Source organism: Mycolicibacterium neworleansense, from assembly GCF_001245615.1.
Taxonomy (GTDB): domain Bacteria; phylum Actinomycetota; class Actinomycetes; order Mycobacteriales; family Mycobacteriaceae; genus Mycobacterium; species Mycobacterium neworleansense.
The window spans coordinates 1,746,078-1,767,357 of the sequence record NZ_CWKH01000002.1 but is presented as its reverse complement, the minus strand read 5'-3'; the positions used below and the strand labels follow the sequence as shown (position 1 = coordinate 1,767,357).

The following is a 21,280-nucleotide window of genomic DNA, read 5'->3' as shown; positions in this document are numbered from 1 at the left end:
GACACACCGGATTTGGGCAACAGTTCACGCACGCTCGCGGTGTCTTGTCAGTGCTCGGGCCCCGGCCGAACGGGACGTTCCAGCAACGCGCAGATCCCTGACGAGGCTGGCGGATTCACCCGCACACCCGCCTGCGTTTGTCCCGGGGTGCACACTGGCGCCGCGCGAGCGTGCGCAAAGTGCAGACAAAAAGAACCGCGAGCGGCGTGTCCAGCAGCAGACACGCACGCTCGCGGTGCAGAGAGATCAGGTGCCGAGAGATCAGTAGTGGCCGGGGCCGCGGCCGGCCATGTCCTCCAGGCGGCGGATGCGGTCGTCGATCGGCGGATGCGTCGAGAACAGCTTGCCGATGCGCTCGCCGGCCCGGAACGGGCTGGCGATCATCAGATGCGCCTGATCGGCCAACTGCGGCTGCGGGGGCAGCGGCGCCGCCTCGACACCGCCGGAGATCTTGCGCAGCGCCGAGGCCAATGCCAGTGGGTCACCGGTCAATTCGGCACCGGACTGGTCGGCCTGGTACTCCCGCTGGCGGGACACCGCCAGCCGGACCACGGTGGCCGCGATCGGGCCCAGCAGCGAAACCAGCAGCATGGCAATCGGATTCGTACCCTCGCGGTTACCGCCGAACATCCCCGCGAACATCGCCATGTTGGCCAGAGCAGTGATCACCGACGCCATCGCGCCGGCAACACACGAGATCAGGATGTCGCGGTTGTAGACGTGGGAGAGCTCGTGGCCGAGAACCGCACGCAGCTCACGCTCGTTGAGGATCTGCAGAATGCCGGTGGTGCAGCACACCGCGGCGTTGCGGGGGTTGCGTCCGGTGGCGAACGCGTTCGGGTTCGCGGTGTCGGAGATGTACAGGCGCGGCATCGGCTGATGCGCCGTGGTGGCCAACTCCCGCACGATCCGGTAGATCTCGGGCGCCTGCACCTCGGTGATCGGCTGGGCGTGCATCGCGCGCAGCGCCATCTTGTCGCTGTTGAAGTACACGTAGACGTTCATGCCGACGGCGAACAGCACCGCCAGGTACATCACGTTGCGGCCGAACAACGAACCGACGAACACGATCAACGCCGAAAAACCGACCAGCAACAGGAATGTCTTGATTCGGTTCGCGTGCGGGTTCCACGTCATCGCAGTTTCCTCCTAGGCAACTACTCGGCAACCATCGCTGATTAAACGCTCAGTTACCGCCCGTGGTTCCTCAAATCAGCCGTGACGGTTCACCGTGTAGTCCACAAGAGTGGCCAGTGCGTCGCGCCCCGGCCCGGCCGGGAGGCCCGCCAACTCGTCGCGGGCCTGCGCCGCATACTCGGCCACCGTTTCCTTGGCCCGCGCCATGCCGGCCGACCGGCGCAGCAGCGTCAGCGCCTCGGCCACGTCCTCGTCGCGCTCGACCGGACCGGCCAGCAACTCCCGCAGCCGGTCGGAATCCGGGCCCGACTCGCGCAGCGCGTAGAGCACCGGCAGGGTGTGCACGCCCTCCCGCAGGTCAGTGCCCGGAACCTTGCCCGATTCATCGGGATCGCTGTCGATGTCGATGATGTCGTCGGAGATCTGAAAGGCGGTGCCCACGATGCCGCCGAGCCGGTGCAGCCGGTCGATCTGGTCGGCGTCGGCACCCGAGAAGGTCGCGCCGAATCGGCCCGAGGCGGCGATCAGGCACGCGGTCTTCTCGTAGACCACCTTGAGGTAGTGGTCGACGGAATCGACATGCTCGGCCGCGCCGCGGGTCTCGCGCATCTGACCGGTCACCAGCTGGGCGAATGTGTCAGCAATCACACGCACCGCGTCGGGCCCGAGCAGCGAAACCAGCCGCGAGGCCGTGGCGAACAGGTAGTCGCCGGCCAGGATGGCGATGTTGTTGCCCCAGCGGGCATTGGCGCTGGGCGCCCCGCGCCGCATCTGGGCCTCGTCCATCACGTCGTCGTGATAGAGCGTGGCCAGGTGCACCAGCTCGATCACCGCACCGGCGATCGCGACCTCTGGATCGTCCGGCCGGGGGCCCAGTGACGCCGAGAGCACGGTGAACAGTGGGCGGAACCGTTTTCCGCCGGCCTGGAACAGGTGCTGGACGGCCTCGGCCATGAGCTCGTCGGCTTTGCCCAGCTCATCAGACATCAGTTGTTCGATCCTGGCGACGCTGTCCCGGACATCGGCGGCGAACGCCGCGTCCCCGAAATCAACGCCTGCCACCACAGTCGCTGGTGTCCTCATTCGTCCAACATACTGGGAGCAATGGACACCAAGGCAGACGTGGTCGTTGTCGGCGCCGGACCGGCCGGGTCGGCGGCCGCCGCATGGGCGGCTCGAGCCGGTCGCGACGTACAGGTCGTCGACGCGGCCCAGTTCCCGCGGGACAAGTCCTGCGGCGACGGACTGACGCCGCGGGCGGTTGCCGAGCTGGAACGGCTCGGCATGGGGCCGTGGCTCGACACCCGCATCCGGCACCACGGCCTGCGGATGTCGGGATTCGGCGCCGATGTCGAAGTGCGGTGGCCCGGACCGTCGTTCCCGTCCACCGGAAGCGCGGTGCCGCGCACCGAACTCGACGACCGGATCCGCTCGGTCGCCGCCGACGACGGCGCCAAGATGCGATTGGGTGTCAAAGCCGTTGGGGTCGACTACGACTCACACGGACGGGTGAAGTCCATCCAGCTCGACGACGGCGCCACGATCGGCTGCTCACATCTGATCGTGGCCGACGGGGCCCGCTCCACCTTGGGCCGCGTGCTGGGCCGCACCTGGCACAAGGAAACCGTGTACGGCACCGCCATCCGCGGTTACCTCGCGACGCCGCGCGCCGACGAGCCGTGGATCACCTCGCATCTGGAGCTGCGATCCCCCGAAGGCCAGGTGCTGCCCGGCTACGGCTGGATCTTCCCGCTGGGCAACGGTGAGGTGAACATCGGTGTGGGCGCGCTCGCGACGGCCAAACGACCCGCTCACGCCGCCCTGCGGCCGCTGCTGTCGTACTACACCCAGCTGCGCCGCGAGGAATGGGGATTTTCCGGGGAGCCGCGGGCCGCGCTGTCGGCGTTGCTGCCGATGGGCGGCGCGGTATCCGGGGTGGCCGGGCCGAACTGGATGCTGGTCGGCGACGCGGCAGCCTGCGTCAACCCGCTCAACGGCGAGGGCATCGACTACGGGCTGGAAACCGGACGGCTGGCCGCCGAACTGCTGGGATCCGGCGACTATTCACACGTGTGGCCGGCCCTGCTGCAGGACCACTACGCGCAGGGGTTCTCGATCGCCCGGCGACTGGCCCTGCTGCTCACGCTGCCCCGGTTCCTGCCGGCCTCCGGCCCGGTGGCGATCCGCTCGTCGTTCCTGATGAACATCGCGGTGCGGGTGATGGGCAACCTGGTCACCGAGGAAGACCACGACTGGGTGGCCCGGGTATGGCGGACGGCCGGGCTGGCCTCGCGCCGGCTGGATCAGCGCAAGCCGTTCAGCTGATCGCGCTCATTTGCGGTTGAGCATCCAGATCCGGGTCGACAACGCCGTCGCAAAGGCACACCACAGCGGGTAGGGCGTGAGCACCGCGCCGGGAGCGCCCTGGGCCTGTACCGCGCGACGGGTCAGATCGGCACTGCTGGCGGTCAGCGCGGCGGCCGTGACGGCCGCGGCGCCGAGCTGACGCCGGGAGAAGAACACCCATGACCACGCGGCGTTGACGGCCAGGTTCCCGGCCAGCGCCACCGTGTAGACCCGGGTTTCGTCGTCCTTGCCCTCGGCACGCAGCCGGTCGATCGTGCGAGCCGATACGACCGCGATGCCCGCGTACAGGATCGGCCAGACGATCGGAAAGGCTTGGCGCGGAGGCTGAAAGGACGGCTTGCGCAGCGACTCGTACCACGCGGATTGTGCGGGCCGGCTGGCCATGCCGCCGACGAGTGCAGTGGTCAATGCCGCAGTGGCCGTCTTGGCCAGGGTGATCGGTCGCATGCGTGCCTACATACCCCGATCGGGTGGTTTGCACACGTAGGCGCCGCGCGTCAGCGGTACTCGCACAGGTAGGCCGTCTCGGTTTCGACGCGCACCTGGAACTTGCTGTCGGCGGGCACGGTGAATTGTGCTCCGGCCGCGAACGTTTCCCACTCCTCGCGACCGGGCAGCTTGACCGTCAGCGCACCGGAGACCACCCGCATGATCTCGAGCTGCGAGGTGCCGAACTCGTACTCACCGACAGCCATGACGCCCACGGTCGCAGTTCCCTCCGGCGTGGTGAAGCCGATCGAGGCGACGTCGCCACCGAAGTACTCGTTGACCTTGAACAATGCAGCTCCTTGAACTCGAGTGAGCGGTCAGGATACCGGGCCGGGGAACAGCGGCCGGGGGCTACACCACGTACTTGAGCACCCCGAGCATCGCGTTCTCATCTGCCGGCTCACCGGCGCAGCGCGCCAGCCCGGCCAGCATGGCCGACGTGTCCATCCCGGTGCCGATCAGCACCAACTCGGTACCACCAGCGCGCCGTTTCTCGAAGCGCAGCGAGCTGCCGACAAGCTGCAGCAGGAACCGCTGCGCGCCGAAGTCGACGAAACCCTTCGCGCGGTACAGCCCTTCGGGGCGATCCCGCAGAAACTCCATGAACAATCGCGGGTTCACCGCGGTGTCGGTGCGGAACTCGACACTCTGATACTCGGGATGGTCGTGATCATGCTGCTCGCGCAGCAGTTCGTCGAAGGACAGCTGGGCCTGCGGCGCCCGCTCCGGCGGGTCGATCAGCAGCTTTGGGTCGATGCGGGCAAAGTCGGTGGGCAGCACCGGAACCCGCGGATTGAGCTCACGGATCCGTGTCATCAGGCCGTCGATGTCGGTGCACGAGGACGCCTTGTTGAGCACCACCAGATCGGCGACCGGCACCCCATGACTTAGCTCGGGCTGCAAGCCGTCGAGCACCAGGACCAGACCGGCGTAGTGGAAGCGGGCATCGTCGGCGGTGATGATTGTGCGGGCCACGGCGGCGGGTTCGGCCACGCCGCTGGCCTCCACCACGATCAGATCCAGCCGGGGTTTGACGGCCGCGAGCTTGCCCAGCATCTCACCGACCTCGTCGTCGTCGACCGCACAGCAGATGCACCCGTTGGACAACGAGGCCATCGCGTCGACCTGACCGGCCACCAGCATGGCGTCGATGTTGACCGCGCCGAAATCGTTGACCAAGGCGCCGATCCGGACACCGCGACCGTTGCGCAGCAGGTGATTGAGCAACGTGGTCTTGCCGGCTCCGAGGTGGCCGGCGACCGCCAGCACGGGTACCGATCCGGTCGTCACCGGGCCATCGTAAGGTTATTGGCAATGGTTTTCATCTGAGCAGGTCAGGTCGGCCAGCGGGTGTCGACGATGTCGAGCGCGTGGGGCAGCCTGGCCCGGTACCGCGCCTTGTCGGCGGCCTTGAACGGGCCCCACCACGGCGCCTGGAACAGCTCGACGATCTTGACCTTCGGGCCGTTGTAACCCGAGGCCAGCAGCACCCCGTTGGCGGCATAGCGACCACCCTCGTTGGCGCCCTCCATCGTCGTGACGTTCTGGTCGGTCTTGATCCACTCGCCGGCCAGGAACAGGTTGTCGATCCCGGTCGTGGCCTCGGGCCGGCGGGCCCACGAGCCCGGATCCTGGATGAACAGCGGTTCGTCGTTGCGCACATTGGGCGTGCCCGAATCGATGATCGACGGATCGAGGAACCACGAGTGCAGCATCGCGTCGGTGAGCACGGTTCCGGTGTCGTTGAGGTGCGCCTTGATCTGGGCCCAGGCCTCGGCGGCGATCTGCGGCGGCGTGCACTGCCGGGCGCTGAGCCCGTTGAAGTTCCCCGGGGTGCTCCAGTCCGAGAGGATCGCCGAGAGGCAGTCCTTGACGGTCCCGTCGCCATAGGAGGTCAGCGGTCGCTTCCAGAACTGGGCTTCACTGATCGATGTGAGTCCCCAGCCGGAGTCGACGTAGTTGACGTGGCCCTTGGTGACGTCGACGCGCTCGCGCAGGAAGAACATCAGGCCGTTCATCCACTCGGTGCGCAGCGCGGCCACCGCGGCCAGCTTGGGGTCGGCGGCGATGACGTCGGGCGTGAGCACCGCCGCGAGCTTTTCGCACGGCACCGCCGAGATGTACCAGTCGGCCACCACCGGCTGAGCGACCCCGTTGCCGTCCACCACCGTGGCCGAGGCGATGTGGCGGCCGTTGGGGGTCAACCGGGCCAGCGCCTGCCCGAGCCGGAACGTCACGCCGAGTGACTGCAGGTGCGCCACCCACGGGTCGATCCACTGCAGGCTGGTGGGGCCGTTGAGCACCCGGTCGAAACCCTTGTTGTCGATGTCGTTTCCCAACAACAGGATCGACCACACCGAGGCCTCACCGACGAGCCCGATCGAATGAGCGCTGGCATCTTTGGATTTGGAGGCGGCCAGGTTGCGGATGATGCCGTCGGCCAGATACCGGTTGTATTCCTTGCTCTTGCGGTCCGCCCCGATGTACTTCTCCCACGTCATGTTGTCCCACTGGCCGAGCTTGCGCTCGTCGCAGCTGGTGACGTACACCGCGAGCTTCTGCGCGGCGTACACCGCCTCCAGCGGCGGCAACCGGAACAGTGTCTGGAACACCGCGGCCACCGACTCGGTGAACGCCTTCGGGGTGATGGGATTGGGCAGCGTCGGGATCGGAAACGGCAGCGGGATGGTGAGATCCGCCCGCCCCAGCCCCGAGTGCAGGTATGACGTGGCCCGGGTCAGGTTCTGCCAGACCCCGAAGGTATTGCCGGCGAACGGGATGCGCCGCATGGTGTCGGTGACATTGCGGTAGAAGCCCGGGAAGAACCGGAAACCGTGCTCGGCCGGCAGCGGACTGCCCGACGGACTCGGTGCGGGGATCGACCGCGCTTTGCCGCCCAACGCTTTTCGTTCGAACACGGTGACGCGGTATCCGCGCTCGGCCAGTTCGTGAGCGGCGGTCAGACCAGCCACCCCGGCCCCGAAGATCGCGACGGTGGACCCCGGGGCCGCGTGCGCGGTTCCCGGCCTGCTCAACGCCGCCGCGGCCATTCCCGCCGTGGCCGTGCCGGCCAGAAACGACCGCCGTGAAATGTGACGTTCCCCAACCCCACCCGACATACCGATACCACCTCAGCTCGGCAACCCCTGTGGGCGATAAGTTAATCGTGGTTCTGTCTCATACCCGGCCGACACGCCGAGTTGAATTGGGCTGCGTTCGTTCGATCTGCTAGTCACAAAATCGGCATCAGAATGCTTCTGTACCTCTAAAGACAGGTCTCCACAGCTCGAGAATGGCCATTCACTTAATTCTTGCGCAGAGGTCACGAAATGTGACATGCTCCACAAGCGACCGGGGGGTCGAAACAGTGCTCAGCACAGCCGGTGGTCACCGGCCGGCCCCGCGCATGCCACGAACAAGCGCGGAAGGAACTCGATGACCTACGAGCTACCAGCGTCCAAGGGCCCCGTACGGGACGTGCTGGTCCAGGGCGGCTACGTGCTCGGCTTCTCGGTGCAGGCGCTCGTCAGCGTCGTCACCGCGTTGGTCCGCCGGCGCCTGGTGCTCGACGAGGTCGTCACCCAGACCCTGTTCATCGGCCGCGTGTGCACCGGGCCGGCGCTGCTGCTGATGATGCCGATCGGCGTGTTCATCGCGGTGTCCGTGGGCGAGCTGGCGGGGCGTATCGGCGCCGGCGGCTACTCCGGCGCGGTGGTGGCGTTCATCATCGTCGGCCAGGCCGCGGCCCTGGTGTGCGCCTTGATGATGGCCGGGGTGGCGGGCTCGGCGATCTGCACCGACCTGGGATCGCGCACCATTCGCGAGGAGATCGACGCCATGGAGGTCATGGGCCTGGACGTGATCGAGCGCCTGGTCGCGCCGCGCCTGGTCGCCGCTGTGATCGTGGCCCTGGCCCTGTGCTCGATCGTGACCTTCGGCGGCGTGATGGCCTGCTACCTCTACCACATCAGCGTGCAGCACCTGCCCGCCGGAACGTTTCTGGCCACGTTCAGCCAGTACGGCCAGGTGTCGGATTTCGTCATGGCACTGATCAAATCGGCAGTGTTCGGACTGACCGCCACCCTGGTCGCCACCTTCAAGGGCCTGCACGCCAAGGGCGGGGCGGGCGGGGTGGCCAACGCGGTGAACGAGGCGGTGGTGCTGGCCTTCGCCCTGGTGTTCATCCTCAACACCACGATGTCGGCGCTGTACACCGTGGTGGTTCCGGCCGTGGGCAGTTACTGATGACCGCGGTCACCAGCAGCGCTGCACTGCACCGGGTTTCACGGCCCGCGCTCGCCGGGTACGACGCCCTTGCCGTCGCCGGCCAGCACGTCACCTTCTACGCCAAGGTTCTCGCCTCGCTGCCGTATGCCCTGGTGCGCTACCGCAAGCACACGCTGAGCCAGATCGGCGAGGTGACGTTCGGCACCAGCTCGCTGCTGTCCGGCGGCGGAACCATCGGCATCGTGTTCGCAATGTCGCTGGCCGCGGCGATGATGCTCGGCGTCGAGACCCAGCGCGGCCTGGACCTGGTCGGGATGAACACGCTCTCGGGCATGCTCGCCGCGATCGCCAACACCCGTGAACTGGCGCCGGTGGTGGTGGCAATCGCGTTGGCAGCCAAGGTCGGAACGGGTTTCACCGCCCAGATCGGCGCCATGCGAATCTCCGACGAGATCGATGCGATCGACGCCATGGCGCTGCGCTCGATCCCCTACCTGGTGGGTACCCGGGTGCTGGCCTCGGTCGTCTGCGTCATCCCGATCTACATGATCGGGCTGCTGGCGAGCTACCTGTCCACCCGCACCGTGGTGGTGATCTTCAACGGTGCCTCGCCCGGCACCTATGACTACTTCTTCCATCTGGCCCTCGGTCCGCAGGACCTGCTCTACTCCGGCATCAAGGCCGTCGTCTTCGCGATCGTGGTGGCGCTCGTGCACTGCACCTACGGTTACTTCGCCTCGGGCGGACCTGCCGGCGTGGGCCAGGCCGCGGGCCGGGCGCTGCGCACCGCGATCCTCGCTGTCGGCATCCTCGACGTGCTGCTCACCTTCGCGCTGTGGGGCCTGGTCCCCGAGATCCCCGGGATGGGAATGTGAAGCGCCTCAAGGGATCCCGCAGGCCTGCCGAACCCAGCCGGGCGAAACTGGCGCTACGCGGACTGGCGGCGGCCGCCGTCGCCACGGCCGTGGCGGTCGTACTGGTGGCCCGGGCCTCGGGGCATCTGGAGCGCAGCGCCGATGTGTTCGTGGGTGTTCCGGTGTCGGCCGGGTTGATCACCGGCGGATCCCCGGTCCGCTATCACGGGGTCAACGTCGGACGTATCGCCGACATCGAGTCGGGCACCCGAACGTCGCGGGTCCGGCTGGCGATCGAACCCGGCAGCCTGGGCATCATCCCGTCCTCCGCGGTCGCACGGATCGTGCCCCGCACCTTCTTCGGCGACATCTACCTGCAACTCGTCGACCCGCAAGGCAGCCGGTCGACGACCGGACTTAAGCCCGGCGACACCGTTGCGGTGGACGACAGTCCCGACGCGATGGCGCTCTACGACGTGTTCACCAAGATCGTCGAACTGTTCTCCCAGATCAAACCCGAGCGCATGCAAACCGCCCTGACCGCGATCAGCCAGTCGCTGCGCAACCGCGGCACCGAACTGGGCACGACGATCGACAACCTGAGCGCGAGCGCCGAGGTGCTGACCCCGTCACTGGTGCGATTCCTCGACACCACACCGCAATTCCGAGATGTGATGGCCTCACTGAACACCGCAACCCCCGACATCATCTCCACGCTTTCGGCCGCCACGTCGGTGTCCAACCGGATGGTCGACGACCAGAAGAAGTTCGCCTCGGCCATCGACGGCTTCGCCCGGTTCTCGTCGGTGCTCACCGCGTTCATGTCCGATCACCGCGAACAGCTGATCACCGTCGTCGACTCGGCCGGAAAGATCATGGCCACCACCGCCACCCAGCCGCTCGGACTGGTCGACACACTGGCCGGTGCGCAGTCCTTCGGCGAGGCCGGTGCGAAGGTGTTCGCGACGGGCAAGTTCAACATCACCGCCGTGGCGACGTTCGCCGGGCCGATGCCGTACGCGCTGCAGGACTGTCCGGTCTACGGCACCACGCAGGGTGCCCGCTGCGCTGAATCGGCACCCTCCGGCGAGGTGCCTGCGCTGTCGGAGGACGTTCTGGCCCGCCCGGCCGCCGAACTCCCGGTCAACCCGTTCACTCCGCCGGCGCCGCACCTGCCCATGCAGTCGAACCTGCCGCCGGGACCCGGGCTGCCGCAGTCGGCGCCGATGCCCACCGAACGTTCCAGGGGCCGCGCCGGCCTCGGCGGTCGTCGACGCCGACGGCCAGGCCCATGCCCTGGCAGTCCTGCAGGACGAACTGGTCCCGCCGGCCGGCGCGCCCTCGACCCAACCCAACATCGCCACGGTGCTCATGCTCGGCCCGCTGGTGCGCGGCACGGAAGTACAGGTCTCATGAACCGCAACGGTCGGTGGCAGTCGTGGGCCAAGCTGGGCGCCTTCGGCACGGCCGGGGTGCTCAGCGCGGTCCTGGTGATCAACACCCTGTCGGTGCCGGTGCGCGGCAGCACCGTCACCTATCAGGCGCAGTTCACCAGCGTCGAGGGCCTCAACGTCGGAAACCCGGTGACCATGAACGGCATTCGGATCGGGCGAGTTGACTCGATCCGGTTCGCCCCCGACGCCGACGGCACCAGCCGGGCCGATGTCGACATCGAGGTCAACTCCGATTTCACCCTGACGAGCAATGTCACCGCGGCGGTGCGTTACGGCGACATGCTCGGCGCCCGCTATGTGGCGCTGTCCGATCCGGGCGGCGCGATCATGGACGTCTCCACCGACGAGCCCCCGGCCCGCCTGGCCGCCGGCGGCGTCATCCCGCTGGCCCAGACCTCGCCCGCGGTGGATCTGACCGCGCTGCTCAACGGGTTCAAGCCGCTGTTCGATGCACTGGCCCCCGAGCAGGTCAACACGCTGACCCGCGGATTCGTCGAGACCTTCAGCGGCCAGGCCCAGACCTTGACCACGCTGCTCACCCAGATCGCCGCCATGACATCGTCTTTGAGCAATAACGCGGGTATCTTCACCCAGCTGATCGACAACATGTCAGCGCTCATGCAGACCATGAACACGCGCCGGCCTCAACTGGAGCAGATGCTGCAGGGGCTCAACCGGCTCAGCGCCGCGGTGACCTCCGGCGACCGGCAATTCGAGATGCTCATCGATCAGGGCAATGCCGTGCTGGCCACCCTGGCCCACACGGTCAACAACTCCAGCGCCGCCTACGGAGACACCATCACCAACCTCAACTCGATGTTGCAGACCTGGCAACCCAATACCGAGGAATTCACCACCCTGCTGGCCCGGCTCCCCGAGTTCGGCGACGCGATCAACCGGACCTCCAGCTACGGCGGGTTCGTCAGCCTGTACCTGTGCAACTTCACCCTCAAGATCCGCAGCCACGAAGCCAACATCTTCGGCAGCAGGCACTCCGAGGTGTGTTTGTAATGATGCTCCTCGTCAAACTGATCGACCTCTTCGTCGGGGCGGTGATCTTCCTCTTCGTCAAGGATCAGCGCAAGCACAACCCGTCAATCCCGTTGGCGCTGGGCATGATCGGAACCATCACGCTCGTCGCCATCATGGTGATCTCGATCGGGATCCCCCGCGCGGTCTACCACGTGCGCACCAACGCCCATGTCGCCGAACTCGCCAATGCCAGCGGCCTGTCCGGCGGTGACCCGGTATATGTCGCCGGGGTGCCTGCCGGCCGCGTGGAAGACGTGGCCCTAGCCGTTGACCGGGTCCGCGTCGGCTTCCGACTGGACAAGGCGCAGGCTCTGGGCAACCGCACCACGGTCACGGTGCGACTGCGGACCGTGCTGGGCAAGCGGTTCCTGGATGTCATGCCGGCCGGAACCGTCAACGGCCTGGATTCCAACGTGATCCCGTTGTCGCGCACCACAGTTCCCTACAGTCTCGACGAGGTGGGGCGGAAGGCCGCCGACACCGCCGAGCATGTCGACCAACAGCCGTTGACCGCCATGATGAGCACCCTGGCCGAGACCATGCCGGGCAACAGCACCGAACTCGGCCAGGCGCTGGCCGGGATCAGCGCGGCCAGCTCGGCCTTCGCCGGCAACGGCGACAAGATCGACGAGATCCTGCGGATCAGCCGGCACATGGCCGAAATGCTGTCCCACCAGACGGATTCACTGGCCGATACCGCCGCCAACGCGCAGTACATCGTGACCTCGCTGGCCGCGCGCCGCCAGGCGCTGACCGACATCGTGCACAACCTGACGGCGATCGTAGGGCAGCTGGCCGCGATCTACACCGAGAAGCAGGCCGATTTCAGCAGTCTGATCGCCGGCCTCACTGCGGTCACCGGAACCTTGAAAGCCAACGTGGACAAGATCGACCAGACCCTGCAGAACATGCCCCCGGCGATCCGTGCCGTCACCAACGCCACCGGCAACGGCAATTGGGCCGACGTCAACTCGCCGTCCGTGGTGATGCCCGACAACCTGTTGTGCTTCCTCAACGTTCAGCGGGAGTGCCGATGACACGTAGAGCCGTAATGGCGATCCTGACAGTGGTGTGCGTGGCGGTAGGAGGCTGGTACGTGTTCGGCCGCACCGACCGGGCGCGGACGGTGCACGCCGACTTCGGCTACATCAACGGCATCTACCCGGGAAGCAAGGTCACCGTGCTCGGGGTTCCGGTGGGACGCGTCACCGCGGTGACCCCGCAGGGGACCACGGTGCGGGTCACCATGACCCTGCCGGACGATGTCATGCTGCCCGCCGAACCCGACGCCTATGTGGTCAGCCCGGCGCTGATCAGCGACCGCAGTGTCGAACTCGGGCCGGCCTACAACGGTTCCGGGCCCACCCTGGCCGACGGGCACATCATCGGAGCTGACCGCAGCCACTCCCCGATCACCTTCGACAGCATGCTCGGCAGCCTGAGCACGTTGACCTCCGCGATCGGCCCCGAGCAGGGCGACATCGGCGCGGTGCTGACCCGCGGTGCCGACCAATGGCGCGACCAGGGCAAGCTTTTCAACTCCGCGATGCGCAACCTCAGTGCGGCCAGCGGGGTGCTCGGCGCCCGGGCAGAGGACATCGGCGCGGTGGTGGACAACCTCAGCACGCTGATGGCGGCGTTCAACCAGCGGCAGGTGTCGTTGAACCAGATGGTCGACGAACTCGGCCAGGTCGGTGGCAGCTGGGCCGACACAGGCGTCGACATCGCCCAGCCCATGGCCGATCTCAAGGTGGTCCTCGATCAGGTCGACACCTTCGTCACCCAGCACGGTGACGACCTCGGCACCATCGCGGCCAATCTCAACGCCGTCGGGGATGTGCTGACCGCCAAGCAGCCCCAGCTGGCCGAGTTCATGGACCTGGTGCCGCTGATGATGCAGAACCTGTCCAACACCGTCGGCCCCGACCGGCGCGGCCGGATCCGGCTCAACGTGTCCACGGTGCTCAGCCAGTTCGCCGCCGCGCAGAACTTCTGCGACCGCACCATGTTGCCGATGTGTGTGGGCGCCGGGATCACCAACCCGATCTCCTACCCGATCAGCCGCTCGGACCCGCTGGGCATCGTGTCCGCCGTGACCGGCAACGCCCCGGCGCCGAACCCGAAGTACCCGAGGTGACCGGTCATGCGTAGATCCCTGCCCAAGCCCACCCTCACCGGCGCTGCCACCGGCTGCGCGCTCGTGGTCGCCGCCGCGGCCGTTTGGGCCTTGAGCGATATCGGAATTCAGGACCTCCCCCTGGGCCGCACCTCCCCCACCGACACCATGGCCGTCACGGTGGTGCTGCCCACCGCCGACGGCATCACCATCGGCGCCGACGTCCGCAACGGGCAGAAGGTGGTGGGCCGGGTCAGCGGGATGAGCCTGGCCGCCTCGGGTGCCTCGGTGCAGCTGAGCCTGGCCGACGCCGAAGGTCTCGACTCCGGAACGGTCGCCAGCGTGGAACTGCCATCGGCCCTGGGCAATCCGTTCGTCCGGCTCAGCAGCGCAACACTGGCCCCGCAACGCGCGCTGCGCGACGGCGATGTCATCCCGCCCAGCCACACCGAACTGGGCCCGCAGATCGAAAGCGCGCTGGCCACATTCGGCGCCCTGCTGTCCCGCAGCGGCGTCGACCAGCTGGCCACGATCGTCACCGAACTGGACAAGGCGTTCGCCGGGAGGGCCGACAAGGTACGCGGGCTGATCGACTCGATGTCGCTGCTGGCCGCCAAGGCCTCCGAACACCAGGGCGAGTTCGATCAGGCAATGAGCCTGGCCGCCAACATCACCGGGCAGTTCGGCCATGAGCAGCAGACGGTGGCCGGCTACCTGGACGCGGTGCCCAAGGTGGTCGCGATGCTCGACGTGCAGCGCGCCAAGCTACAGACACTGTTCTCCTCGACCACCGCGCTGGCCGCCACCGCCAACAGCGTGCTGTCGTCGACCGACCTCAACGCCATGGTCACCGACGCAGGCACCGTCGTCGGGATGATGGGCACTTTCAACGACCGACTGGGCGGGATGCTCACCGCGATGAACACGTTCCTGGAGAAGTTCGGCAACTCGGTGCACGGCGATTACCTGATGTTCGATGGCGCCCTGGATATTCCGGGCACCATCGACAAACTCCTGACCGGAGGGTTGATCGTCAACGGCACCCCGATCACCGGCGACGTGGCGCTCGAAGGGTTCTTGTCGGGAGGTCTGAAATGAGACGCCTGGTAGTGGTGCAGCTGGCGATCTTCGCGGTGATCGCCGCGATCGTCATCCCGTTCGGGGTCCGCTATGTGGCCGGGCCGCAGGGCTTTCGGACACCGATGACGCTGACCGCGACGATGGCCGACGCGTTCGGCCTGACCGCCGGGACCAGCGTCACCGTGCGCGGGGTGCAGGTCGGCACCGTCGACGACGTCTGGCTGGCCCCCGACGGCACCGCCATGGTGCGGCTGGCGATCGACCCGGACACCCGGATCCCGCGCGACGCGATCCTGACCGTCGGGATGGGCACGGCCGCAGGCATTCAGAGCGTGGACATCATGCCGCAGTCCGACGGCGGCCCCTACCTGGCCTCCGGTGACACCATCGCCGCACCGGCCGACCGCCAGCCGATCCAGATGGACCGGATCATGGGCGACACCGCACAACTGGTGAAAGGCGTTGACACCCGGGCGGTTCAGGACGTCGGCACCGAACTGGCGAACGCCTTCGACGGGCTGGGCCCCGATCTGGCCATGCTGTTCGACAACGCGGCGGACGTGTCCACCCGCATCCGCAACCAGACCGGCCAGCTGCAGCCGCTGATCGAGGGCACCGCGGAGCTGGTCACCACCATGGCCGGCCAGGGCGACCCGTTCGTGCGGGGTATGGCGGCCAGCTCACGGTTGGCCAATCAGCTCGACGGCAGCGGTCCGGCGTTCCTGTACCTGACCGACCGCTCACCGTCCGCGCTGGCCTCCCTGCAGCGGGTCCTGGACACCTACCAGGGCACATTCGGTGCCACGCTGGCCAACCTGGCCACCGTCACCCCGATCATCGGGGACCGCACCGAGTCGCTGCAGACCGGGCTGACGACGATCCCCAAGGGCCTGCAGGATCTGACCTCGATCGTCAAGGTCGACGCCACCGGCCAGACCCGCGCCGATTTCTCGTTGATCGCCACCCAGGGACCGGTATGCAACTACGACGTCGACCGCCGCACCATCGGGGACGTCAGTGCCAAAGAACCCAACCTGGTGATGTACTGCCCGCCCGCACCCGACATGCTGATGCGGGGCGCGGTCAACGCACCCCGCCCCAACGACCTCGGCCTGCAGAACTCGCAGACCCCCGGATATCCGATCGGGCCCGAGGTGGTCAACGACCCGGTGCAGATCCCGACCCTGGCCCAGCTGGCCTACAAGTGGCGCAGCATCCTGAAAGGTGGCCCGCAGTGAGCAATTCCGAAGATGACGACCAGCGCGGCGAGGCGGTGCTGACGTTGGAGGATCCCACCGAAGACGAAGTCGACGAGCTCGAGACCGAGGTGGAAACCGAGCCCGAACCCAGCCGGCTCAAGCGCCGGCTGATGGCGGGCCTGCTCGCGCTCGTGGCCGTCGCCGCTGCCGCGGCACTGGTGGTGCTGTCGCTCGGCGAGTACCACCACCGGCAGGACGACGCACGGCGTGGTGAGGCCGTCGCGGTGTCACGCGACTATCTGGTGGCGATGGCCGCCTTCGACTACCAGAAGATGGACGCCAACCGTGACCACATCGTCGCCAACTCATCCCCCGGGTTCGCGGCCAAATACGACGAGATGGTCAAGGCGCTCCGCGACATCGTGGTGACCAGCAAGGGCGTCGCGACTGCCACCGCCGATCACGTCGTCGTCGACTCGCTCGACGGAGGTACCGCCACCGTCGTCGCGTTCGTCGATCAACACGTCACCAATGTGACTGCGCCACAGGGCAGTAACCAGAAATACCGGATGGTGGTCAAGCTGGTGCGCAGCGACGACCGCTGGATCGTCGACGACGTGCAGACCGTGTAATACCTGTTCCGCCACAGTTTTCCCGAGAGGAGTCCCATGCCAGCGACATACGTGGATCTGGCCGCCGAGCCGCGCCTGACCACCGCCGAGACCCGGATCACCGTGACGCAGCGTGTGCCGCGATGGATCCGGAAGAAGGACGTCGACCTGTCCGACGCGCTGGACTTCTGGTCCGCCGCCGGTGCGGCGGCCAACGTCATCATGCAGATGAGCTGGCCCGAAGTCGGCTACGGCGTGGCCGAAAGCCGAGTGGAATCAGGCAGTTTGGTGCACCATCCGTGGAAGCGGCTGCGCACCACCGCGCAGTATCTGACCGTGGCGATCCTCGGCACCGATGAGGAGCGGAACGCCTACCGCGAGGCGGTCAACGTCGCGCACCGGCAGGTCCGGTCCACCGAGGACAGCCCGGTCAAGTACAACGCATTCAACCGCGAACTGCAGTTGTGGGTCGCGGCCTGCCTCTTCATCTTCTACGAGGACACCCATCAGCTGCTCTACGGCACGATGACCGACGAGCAGGCCGAAGGCTTCTACCAGAGCGCCATGACGATCGGCACCACGCTGCAGGTGCTCGAGGAGATGTGGCCGGCGACTCGGGCCGACTTCGACGCGTACTGGAACACCGCGTGCGAGCGCGTCGAGATGACGCCGTTCGTACGGGATTACCTCATGGTTCTGGTGGAGCTGCGGATGATCAACTGGCCGATGCGGAAGATGCTGGCACCGCTGTTGCGGTTCTTGACCATCGGCTTTTTGGCGCCGGTGTTCCGCGACGCGATGGAACTGGAATGGTCCGACACCGACCGGCGCCGCTTCGAACATCTCTTCCTGTTCGTGGCGTTCGTCAACCGCTTCCTGCCCAAGTCCCTCCGCAACGGCAACTACGCGGTGCTGCTGAAGGACCTGCGCCGCCGGATCCGCCGCAAGAAGGCGCTGATCTGACCTCCGTGGCGGCCGCGCTCGGCCCGGACACCATGCTGTCGCGCTATCTGCGGGACCGGCGGTTCCTGTTCGTCCTGCCGAGGGCGGTATGCCTGCAGTCACTGCATCCGACGATCGCCACGGGGATCTCGCAACATGCCCTGCTGCACCGACGCGTCTGGCTGCACCACAAGCGCACAGTGACCCAGGCGATCAGGATCGCCTTCACCGACGTCGACATGCGCCCATACATCCGGTTCGCGCACGAAGAGGTCAAGGGCCGCGACCCGGCCGGGCAGAAATACCACGCGCTCAACCCCGAGGTCTTCCACTTTCAGCACGCCACCTATGTGGAAAGCCTTGTGATGATGGTCAATACGTTCATCGCGAAGCTGGATCAAGCCGAACACGAGCTGCTGTATCAGCAGTGCTGCGCGTGGTACCGGCGCTACGGCATCTCCACCCGGCCGATGCCGGCGAGCTGGGACGAGTTCTGCGAGTACTTCGAGGATTCCTGCGCCACCCAGTTGTCCGCGGGTGGGCATTTCGAGCCGTTCCGCAGGCAGATGTTCGCGCCGACGGACTGGTGGCCGCGGGCCGTGCCGCGCCGGGCGATCCGGGCCATGCAGCATCCGCGCGCGGCCGAGTTGACGGGGACGTCGGTGAGCGCCCGCGATCGGCGTTCGTTGCGACGGTTCGCGGTCGCCGGAAGGATGCTGTCCTGAAGGTTGACGGGCTGCACTCTTCGTCGGCAAGAATCACCGGGTGCGCAGAAATCTGGTGTGGTGTGCCGTTGTCGCGGCGGTACTGATCGTCCTCACCGGGTGCACCAGCACCGTGTCCGGCACCGCCGGGAAACGGACTCCGTCGCCGCAGGAGGACAAGCTCGAGCAGATCATGTTGCCGGTCGAGGAGCTCAAGGCGATCGTCGGGGCCCCGAACATGGTGTTGACCGGCAACTCCGGGGACATGAACAACAACTTCCCGAAGGTCCGCGGCGAAACGTGCCTGGCCGCACTCTATCCCGCCGAAGACATGGACTACCGGTTCACGTACTGGACCGCGGTACGCACCCAGACCGCCCAGGATTCCGACTCAGACCACCAGCACTGGGTGCAACAGGCCGCGGTCCTCTACACCTCGGAGGACGAAGCCCGAAAGATGCACCAGATCTCGGCGAAGGTGTGGGGCGAATGCACCGGATCCGCGATCCCGATCCACGAGGAGCACGGCCTGGAGGTCTGGACCATCGGCGATCTCGTGCTCGGCGATGACCTGATCAAACAGACCGCCACCCGGGAGGGCCCCGACGGATGGGCCTGCCAGCACGCCGCCGCTACGGTGGCGAACATGTCCGTCGAGGCCAAGGTGTGCGGCCGCAACGTGAAGGATCAAGCGGCCACCATCGTCCACAAGCTGGTCGCCAACGCTCGCTGAGCAATCAACGCCCCACCGCCACCAGGTGATACGCGAGTTTGATGATCGAGTAGTCTGCGCCACCGCACATGCGCACGTCGACCTTGAGGCGGATGCGTTCCATGTCGATCTGGTCGCCGGTCAGCCCGACGGTGTCCCATGTGCAGCTGCGAATCTCGGTTCCCGACGCGTTGGCCGAATCGTTGTCCTGGAACGAGAATCCGGCCACGGCGACGATCGGCGAAACATCCCGCACGCTGCGCCATGGCGGACCGACCTCCATGTGCACCTCGAACGCTCGCCACGTCTCGTCGTCGTCGTTCGGGTAGAAGTCGCCGCTGAGCGGAAGCGGATCCAGGACGTCGCTGCCCGGCGGCGGTCCGAGCCCGATCGGCGCGCCGTACACATTGGTGATGTCCTTGTCCATGAAGTTCGCATAGCCGGAGATGACCCGACACAGGGTGCCGCTGCTCGCCACCGGAATGTTCATGTTCTCTTCGGTCTCAAACGATTCCGGCGTAATGATTCCTGCCATCGTGCCTCCCCCTTCGCGGATGTGATCGAAGGGTATGGCGCGCGCAGCCGAAAAAGCTGGGGTAGTCGAGTACCTCATTTTCCGCCCGGCGGGTTACCTCGCGGGGCGCGAGCGTGCGCAGTTTGTCGGCAGTTCACGGAGTGCCGGGCAGCAGACACGCACGCTCGCGGTGCTGGGGGGGTTAAGAAGAGGAAGGGCCTGAGGAGGAAGGCTTCGTCGCGGCGTGCAGCGCCACGATGCCACCGGTCAGGTTGCGCCACTTGACCTGCGACCAGCCGGCCTCGCCGATGCGCCGGGCCAGCTCGGCCTGATCCGGCCAGGCCCGGATCGACTCGGCCAGATACACGTAGGCGTCCGGGTTGCTCGACACCGCGGTGGCCATCCGCGGCAGCGCCTGCATCAGGTACTCCTTGTACAGCGTGGCGAACGCTCCGTTGGTCGGCGTGGAGAACTCGCACACCACCAAGCGGCCGCCGGGCCGGGTCACCCGCGCCATCTCCCGCAGACCCGCCACATGGTCGACGACGTTGCGCAACCCGAAGCTGATCGTCACCGCGTCGAACACCCCGTCGGCGAACGGCAGCCGGGTGGCGTCGGCGCCGACCTTGGGCACCGGGCGGGACGCCCCCGCAGCCAGCATGCCCACCGAGAAGTCGGCAGCCACGCACCAGGCGCCCGAGGTCGCCAACTCGACCGTCGACACCGCGGTGCCCGCGGCCAGGTCCAGCACCTTGTCGCCGGGGCCGATGCCCAGCGCCGCACGCGTCTGCCGACGCCAGAACCGGTCCTGTCCGAGCGAGAGCACGGTGTTGGTCAGGTCGTAGCGCCGCGCCACGGCATCGAACATCGACGCCACTTCGTGGGGGTTCTTCTCCAGGCTCGCTCGACTCACGCCGCCGACGGTACCCGTAGTCATCCCTGTGAACTTCCTGCGACCGGGAATTGGCGCTCACCGGGTCGACTTGAACCCGATCATGAGTGAAAAAGTGTGGTTCATCACCGGTGCTTCACGGGGCTTCGGCCGGGAATGGGCGATCGCGGCCCTGGAGCGGGGCGACAAGGTGGCCGCCACCGCACGCGATACGGCGACGCTGGCCGATCTGGCCGACAAGTACGGCGACGCGCTGCTGCCGATCCGGCTGGACGTCACCGACCGCGAGGCGGACTTCGCCGCCGTCAAAGAGGCCCATGACCGGTTCGGCCGGCTGGATGTCGTGGTCAACAACGCGGGCTACGGCCAGTTCGGGTTCATCGAGGAGCTGTCGGAGGCCGACGCCCGCGACCAGATCGAGACGAATGTGTTCGGGGCGCTGTGGGTCACCCAGGCCGCGCTGCCGTACCTGCGGGCGCAGCGCAGCGGGCACATCATCCAGGTGTCCTCGATCGGCGGCATCACCGCGTTCCCCCTGGTCGGCATGTACCACGCATCCAAGTGGGCGCTGGAAGGGTTCTCGCAGTCCCTGGCCGCCGAGGTCGCACCGTTCGGTGTCCACGTGACGCTGATCGAGCCGGGCGGGTTCTCCACCGACTGGGCCGGCTCCTCGGCCAGACATGCTGTCCCGCTTGCCGATTACGACGAGGCCCGGGATGCCGCGCAACGCGCGCGGGCCCAGCGCAGCGCCAAGCCCGGTGACCCCAAGGCCTCGGCCGCGGCGGTGCTCAAGATCGTCGACGCCGAGAACCCGCCGCTGCGGGTGTTCTTCGGTGAGCTCCCGCTGCAGCTGGCCAAGGCCGATTACGAGAGCCGGCTGGCGACGTGGGAGCAGTGGCAGCCGGTGTCGGTGCTCGCGCAGGGCTAGCGGCGTTTCATCCGGCAATACC

General features: G+C 67.1%; 21 protein-coding genes. 13 read left to right on the top strand and 8 right to left on the bottom strand.

The genetic code is table 11. The features are described 5' to 3' along the window. Positions 1 to 261: 261 nt before the first annotated feature. A complete protein-coding gene (htpX, locus tag BN2156_RS24145) occupies positions 262 to 1,137 on the bottom strand; it encodes a zinc metalloprotease HtpX (RefSeq protein ID WP_090517352.1) in 876 nt (291 codons plus the stop codon). Between the two features lie 75 nt (positions 1,138 to 1,212). Next, positions 1,213 to 2,220, bottom strand: coding sequence for a nonaprenyl/(2E,6E)-farnesyl/geranylgeranyl diphosphat synthase (grcC1, locus tag BN2156_RS24140; protein ID WP_162839243.1), 1,008 nt, complete (start codon positions 2,218 to 2,220; stop codon positions 1,213 to 1,215). Between the two features lie 21 nt (positions 2,221 to 2,241). Here grcC1 and menJ point away from each other — a divergent pair, with 21 nt between their 5' ends. Beyond that, the gene (gene menJ, locus BN2156_RS24135) at positions 2,242 to 3,462 is read left to right on the top strand and encodes a menaquinone reductase MenJ (RefSeq protein WP_090517350.1); all 1,221 of its coding nucleotides are present in this window, start codon (positions 2,242 to 2,244) and stop codon (positions 3,460 to 3,462) included. A gap of 6 nt (positions 3,463 to 3,468) precedes the next feature. On the opposite strand, the gene BN2156_RS24130 is transcribed toward menJ, so the two are convergent. The 4 genes from BN2156_RS24130 to BN2156_RS24115 form a co-directional block, all read right to left on the bottom strand. After that, positions 3,469 to 3,951, bottom strand: coding sequence for a TspO/MBR family protein (locus BN2156_RS24130; RefSeq protein WP_090517349.1), 483 nt, complete (start codon positions 3,949 to 3,951; stop codon positions 3,469 to 3,471). Between the two features lie 50 nt (positions 3,952 to 4,001). Next, positions 4,002 to 4,283, bottom strand: a complete 282-nt coding sequence (ppnP, locus tag BN2156_RS24125) for a pyrimidine/purine nucleoside phosphorylase (protein ID WP_090517348.1) — start codon at positions 4,281 to 4,283, stop codon at positions 4,002 to 4,004. A 61-nt stretch (positions 4,284 to 4,344) separates the two neighbouring features. Then, complete coding sequence (locus BN2156_RS24120) at positions 4,345 to 5,283, bottom strand: CobW family GTP-binding protein (protein WP_162490920.1); 939 nt, start codon at positions 5,281 to 5,283, stop codon at positions 4,345 to 4,347. Between the two features lie 44 nt (positions 5,284 to 5,327). Beyond that, on the bottom strand, positions 5,328 to 7,112 hold the full coding sequence (locus tag BN2156_RS24115) for a hydroxysqualene dehydroxylase (protein WP_090517347.1): 1,785 nt from the start codon (positions 7,110 to 7,112) through the stop codon (positions 5,328 to 5,330). Positions 7,113 to 7,428: 316 nt separating this feature from the next. Here BN2156_RS24115 and BN2156_RS24110 point away from each other — a divergent pair, with 316 nt between their 5' ends. From BN2156_RS24110 to BN2156_RS24060, 11 genes are read left to right on the top strand one after another with little or no spacing between them, the layout of a single operon-like run. Next, on the top strand, positions 7,429 to 8,238 hold the full coding sequence (locus tag BN2156_RS24110) for an MlaE family ABC transporter permease (RefSeq protein ID WP_090517346.1): 810 nt from the start codon (positions 7,429 to 7,431) through the stop codon (positions 8,236 to 8,238). Continuing rightward, positions 8,238 to 9,095, top strand: a complete 858-nt coding sequence (locus BN2156_RS24105) for an MlaE family ABC transporter permease (RefSeq protein ID WP_090517345.1) — start codon at positions 8,238 to 8,240, stop codon at positions 9,093 to 9,095. The genes BN2156_RS24110 and BN2156_RS24105 overlap by 1 nt, the downstream gene beginning before the upstream one ends. Next, entirely contained in the window at positions 9,092 to 11,539 is a 2,448-nt protein-coding gene (locus tag BN2156_RS24100; RefSeq protein ID WP_159402866.1) for an MCE family protein, read from the top strand. Before BN2156_RS24105 ends, BN2156_RS24100 begins: the two co-directional genes overlap by 4 nt. Continuing rightward, positions 11,539 to 12,597, top strand: a complete 1,059-nt coding sequence (locus tag BN2156_RS24095; RefSeq protein WP_308208257.1) for an MCE family protein — start codon at positions 11,539 to 11,541, stop codon at positions 12,595 to 12,597. Before BN2156_RS24100 ends, BN2156_RS24095 begins: the two co-directional genes overlap by 1 nt. A 14-nt stretch (positions 12,598 to 12,611) precedes the next feature. Next, positions 12,612 to 13,697, top strand: a complete 1,086-nt coding sequence (locus BN2156_RS24090) for an MCE family protein (protein WP_235625460.1) — start codon at positions 12,612 to 12,614, stop codon at positions 13,695 to 13,697. A gap of 6 nt (positions 13,698 to 13,703) precedes the next feature. Beyond that, positions 13,704 to 14,774, top strand: a complete 1,071-nt coding sequence (locus tag BN2156_RS24085) for an MlaD family protein (RefSeq protein ID WP_090517343.1) — start codon at positions 13,704 to 13,706, stop codon at positions 14,772 to 14,774. After that, on the top strand, positions 14,771 to 15,994 hold the full coding sequence (locus BN2156_RS24080; protein ID WP_090517342.1) for an MlaD family protein: 1,224 nt from the start codon (positions 14,771 to 14,773) through the stop codon (positions 15,992 to 15,994). The genes BN2156_RS24085 and BN2156_RS24080 overlap by 4 nt, the downstream gene beginning before the upstream one ends. Further along, entirely contained in the window at positions 15,991 to 16,587 is a 597-nt protein-coding gene (locus BN2156_RS24075; RefSeq protein ID WP_090517341.1) for an Rv1363c family protein, read from the top strand. Before BN2156_RS24080 ends, BN2156_RS24075 begins: the two co-directional genes overlap by 4 nt. A 36-nt stretch (positions 16,588 to 16,623) precedes the next feature. Continuing rightward, positions 16,624 to 17,529 carry an oxygenase MpaB family protein gene (locus tag BN2156_RS24070; protein WP_090517340.1) on the top strand — a complete coding sequence of 302 codons (906 nt, stop codon included), beginning with the start codon at positions 16,624 to 16,626 and terminating at the stop codon, positions 17,527 to 17,529. A 5-nt stretch (positions 17,530 to 17,534) separates the two neighbouring features. Then, positions 17,535 to 18,233, top strand: coding sequence for an oxygenase MpaB family protein (locus BN2156_RS24065; RefSeq protein ID WP_090517339.1), 699 nt, complete (start codon positions 17,535 to 17,537; stop codon positions 18,231 to 18,233). A gap of 40 nt (positions 18,234 to 18,273) precedes the next feature. Further along, positions 18,274 to 18,945 (top strand): sensor domain-containing protein, encoded by a 672-nt coding sequence (locus BN2156_RS24060; RefSeq protein ID WP_131725199.1) that lies wholly within the window; start codon positions 18,274 to 18,276, stop codon positions 18,943 to 18,945. 4 nt (positions 18,946 to 18,949) lie between these two features. Here the strand turns inward: BN2156_RS24060 and BN2156_RS24055 are convergent, their stop codons facing one another. Together BN2156_RS24055 and BN2156_RS24050 are read right to left on the bottom strand one after the other, a co-directional pair. Next, a complete protein-coding gene (locus tag BN2156_RS24055; RefSeq protein ID WP_090517337.1) occupies positions 18,950 to 19,459 on the bottom strand; it encodes a hypothetical protein in 510 nt (169 codons plus the stop codon). 181 nt (positions 19,460 to 19,640) lie between these two features. Further along, positions 19,641 to 20,351, bottom strand: a complete 711-nt coding sequence (locus BN2156_RS24050) for a demethylmenaquinone methyltransferase (protein WP_090517336.1) — start codon at positions 20,349 to 20,351, stop codon at positions 19,641 to 19,643. Positions 20,352 to 20,433: 82 nt separating this feature from the next. Between BN2156_RS24050 and BN2156_RS24045 the strand changes: the two genes are divergently transcribed. Further along, the gene (locus BN2156_RS24045) at positions 20,434 to 21,258 is read left to right on the top strand and encodes an SDR family oxidoreductase (protein WP_090517617.1); all 825 of its coding nucleotides are present in this window, start codon (positions 20,434 to 20,436) and stop codon (positions 21,256 to 21,258) included. Positions 21,259 to 21,280: the final 22 nt, after the last annotated feature.